A 4,279-nucleotide genomic window follows, 5' to 3' on the forward strand; every position below is an offset into this window, starting at 1 on the left:
CCATCGTTGAGAATGATCGTACGTGGCTGGTATTCGGGAGCCATCTCGCGGCTTGGTTCGAGGATCGATTTCAACAGCCAGGTACGGTCCTGTTTGTTACCCAGACTGCTTAAGTCAGGACCGACGACATTCCCGCGACCGCCGTGCCGATGACAGTGAGAGCAGTTCGCCAGTCGGCCGTGATGAAAAATGCGGCGACCATTTTCCAGGTCTGCGGGAGCCTGTACCGCTTCCAGCGCCTGTAACCAGGCTTGCGTATCGGTCAGAGCAGGGCGACCTACGCTGACCGATTTCGGATTCAGCGCGGCTGCAAATAGATCCGCTGATTCGGGGTAATGACTGGCCAGACTTTTCAGTGTCTCTACCTGCTGGGGCGTGTGTGGAATCGATCTGAGGCAGCGTAAGGCTTCCTCACGTACGGCACGTTCCTTGTCTCCCGCCAGTTGGTATAAGAGTGCGGAATTCTGTTCTGCCATCGTGGCCAGCCCGGCGACCGCTTCCGCACGCAGCTTGACGTTTTGCTGAGGATCGGCGGCGATCCCCGCCAGAATCTTTTGCGCCGCGACGGGATTGCCCGCCAACGTGCGGACGACTTCCAGCGAGAGTGTTTCATCATCGACTGCCAGAAGTTGCTGGAGCATTTCCAGCGTCAGTCCCTTGGGAAAGTTTTTGACCGGCTGCGTTCCCGCTTTGGGGGCGGCAAGCGACTGCGTTGGCAGCAGCCGCAGTGCATACGCGCGGATGCGTGGTGCGCTGTTTGCATCCTGTACTTTGGCTAACAGCATCTCCGGGTTGCGGATGCCTGCTTCTGGTTTACCCTGCAGCGTGTTTAATGTGGCGATGGCGGCTTCGAACCGCCGATAGTCGAGGTCACTTTGCGCCAGTTTCTGTTCTACATTCGGCAGAAATGCTTTTAATCCGTCATCGGAAATCCAGCGCAGCGTCTCGAACTGCACGTCCGGGTTTTGATCCGCCAGGAACAGAGGCACCCATTGCTCTGGGTCCGCCTTGGCAAGTTTCAACGCCATGACGGCCTGAATTCGATCAGTGGTCGGCCAGCTGGCGACTTCCTTCGAAGTCCATGTGGTCGCTTCCCGTGCCAGCGCCTGCAAGGCGGACTGCGCAAGGAACGGGTCTTGATCTTGAGAAAACTGTAATAACTCTTTGAGCTGGAATTTCGTGTCACCGCTCCGCAACTGAGCCGCTAATTTTGCTTGCTTTGTGGGTGGTTCCAGATCCAGCTTGCCGACCCAGGCTGCCTGGTCCAGATCGATTTCCAGTTTCCACACGCGTCCATAACCGTGCGCTTCATAACGGCCGTCGACCCAGTCGCAGAGATAATAGACGCGTTTCTGTTTTTCGGCGGTGGGATCTTCGGCGATACAACTGGGGCGGAAGTAGCGCCCCCCTTTGACGAGTGTGATGGGTTTGGATGTAAAGCTGGCTCCTTTTTGCGTCAGCGGGAAAAAGTCAATACTATGATCGCTCCACGAAGGGACGAGCAGACCGCGTCCCAGCGGCAAAACACCACAGGGGGCTTCCCCGGACGGATGAATCATAGGGAGCGTGCCGCGTAGTTCTCCATTCCAGCCGACGAAAGGATGATGGGCTTCTGACCCGTAACTGCGTTCATAACCGTAGTCGCCCCCTTCCACGATGTGCAGCAGTCGACAGGGAGGGCGTTCGCCGGGATCGTTTTCTGCAGCGAAAATCTCACCATCTGCGCGAACACAAATGCCGAACGGGTTCCAGAATCCTTCGGCAATGCGACTTAGTTGTTTGCCGTCGGCGGTGCAGCGGAAAATGCCCCCTTTGCCCGCTCCCTTGACGATCACACCATCGGTTCCCGTCAGTGTCCACGGCTTGGCAAAGTTCTCGCCGATCGCAAAGACCAGATTTCCATTCGGATCCCACGCCAGTCCTTCGAGACCGTTATGGGGATAATCGGCTTCACTTTTCAGAACGGCGATGTTCTCTTCGACATCGGCTTTGCCGTCGCCATCGGTATCTTTGATGCGCAGTATGCGGTCGCGTTCGGCCAGATACACCCAGCCATCCGGCCCCAGTTCCAGATCCATTGTTGCATCGGTGGCATTATAGAACACCTGTCGTTTTTGGGCGCGCCCCTCTTTGTTGAGATCAGAAAAGACGATGATTTCATCATGCTCCGGGCCGACATAATCATCGGGTCGAAAATGCGTATGCGTGGCGACGGCCCAGATGCGGCCTTGTGCGTCCACATCGATCCCCGTGGGAGTTGCCAACTCGGGATGTTCGGCGACGAGTGTCAGTCGCACACCGGGTTGCAACGTTTTTACCTGCGGTTCCCGCTCTGCAGCGGGGAGTGAAGCGATGGCGAAAATCCAGCCGAGGGCCAGAGAGCAGATTGTCAAATGATTCATAGGTGTTTCTCTTGTTGGTTCGTCTGATCTGAGAGCGGTGTTTCACTGTTTCTGGTTGCTGAGTTCAACTCTGTTTCGATCATACCGCGCGGTTAAGGGAGGGGAAAGCCGAGGCAGGTGAGATCATCCCTGATTTCCAGGTTTGTCGGTTGTTGTATACTGTTTTCTGATTCTGTTTCAAAACGGTGACCCATCAAAAAACTTCGGATATGGGGTGACCGCCGTCGGTGAATTCGATGGGCAGTCCGTCCGGTCTTCTGAGTCGTGCGGCCGTGTCGATGCCGAGTTTGCGATAGATCGTCTCTGCGTAATCATAGGGAGTATAGAGCCGGTCGGTCACGTCGCCTCCTTCTTTGTTGGTGGCGCCGATCACCTGTCCGCCTGGAACGCCGGCACCCGCCAGCGCGACCGACATCGCGCGTCCCCAGTGATCACGGCCGCCCCATTTATTAACGCGCGGGGTGCGCCCCATTTCGGTGATGAAACAGACGAGTGTCTCTTCAAGCAACCCGCGGGCGTGCATGTCTTCAATCAGTGCACTGAAGGAACGATCAAGACTGGGCATCATTACCGGGTGCGGTAAGCCGAAGCGTTCCTGGTTCCCATTCCCTTGTGGGCCGCCACAGGGACCGTTCTGGTAGATGCCCTCGTGGTGATCCCAGTTCAGGAAGACCCCCTTGGGTTGACCATAGCCGGGGCGGTTGACGTGCTCCGGGGGTTGAATCACGGTCACGCTCACAAAACGCACGCCGGCTTCAATCAGCTTGCGTCCCAGCAGATAACAACAGCCGCGATGGTCGCGGCCATAACGGTCGCGGGTTTTGTCGCTTTCCGTGGAGAGATTGAGCGAAGCCTGCACGCGGGGGCTGGTCAACAGGTCGATCGCATTTTCATGGTAGGCTTGCAGGGTCTCGGCAGATTCCGTTTTCGCGACAGCCGACCGATCCAGTTGCGAGAGCAGTTCACGCCGTTGCTGAAACCGTTCAGAGCTTAATTTCGGATTCAACTGCAATGATTTCACTTCCCAGGTGGGGTCAGCCAGATTTTCACCCAGATTCTTTGTGCCCAGTTTCCACGGAGCCCGGCTGGCGGGCAGAAAACCGGTGCTGGTCACGTGATTGGGCATATTGATGCCCGGACAGAAAATGTAGCCCGGCAGTTGCCGGCAATCTGTTCCGATTTGATCAGTGACGACCGAGCCGATGTCAGGAAAGTCAAACGTGGAATCAAAGCGGTAGCCTTTGAAGAATTCCTGACACCCCTCCTTGTGGCCGGCCACACGGGCCGAGGTCATCGAGCGGATCACGGATAACTTGTCCGCCTGCTGCGCGGTCATCGGCATCAGCGATGAGAAATTGATGCCGGGCACGTTCGTCGCAATTGACTTAAACGGCGTGCGATGATCAAAGGGAGCCTCCGGTTTGGGATCCCAGGTATCCATCTGGCTGATGCCCCCCTCTTCATAGACGACCAGCACCCGTTTGGCCCGACCTGACTGCCTGACTTCACTATTGGCGACCGCTTCCAGAGTCAGCATCTCGGCCAGACCCACGCCCATCATGCCCGCCGAAACCGACTGCAGCAACCGGCGGCGGAGGGGATCTGTGCTCCTCTGGTCTGTCGCGTATGAATGATTGAGTTTCTTTAACAAATCAGCGCCTCACGATCTGCTTTCAGCAATCTTGATGTTTCAATGAGAAAGATTCGGGGCAGTGCCAGCTAATTACTTAAGATAGTTTATAGCATAGATTGGAAAAAGATCAATACATAAGTATGTGTTAATGTGTTGGGAGCGGGTTCTTAGGAATTACAGTAGGTCATAAATCCACGGCCGGCGGTCAGCTAGGCTTCGGGTTCATCGCCGGCACTGGACTGGG

2 protein-coding genes are annotated in these 4,279 nt (G+C 56.3%); both read right to left on the reverse strand.

The features are described from left to right. Positions 1-2,402: PVC-type heme-binding CxxCH protein (locus tag Q0294_RS01100; protein ID WP_299459884.1), on the reverse strand; the 2,402-nt coding region annotated here is incomplete at its 3' end. Between the two features lie 193 nt (positions 2,403-2,595). Beyond that, positions 2,596-4,053, reverse strand: coding sequence for a DUF1501 domain-containing protein (locus Q0294_RS01105; protein WP_299459887.1), 1,458 nt, complete (start codon positions 4,051-4,053; stop codon positions 2,596-2,598). Positions 4,054-4,279 lie beyond the last annotated feature (226 nt).

It is taken from the genome of uncultured Gimesia sp. (genome assembly GCF_937919775.1).
Taxonomy (GTDB): Bacteria; Planctomycetota; Planctomycetia; order Planctomycetales; family Planctomycetaceae; genus Gimesia.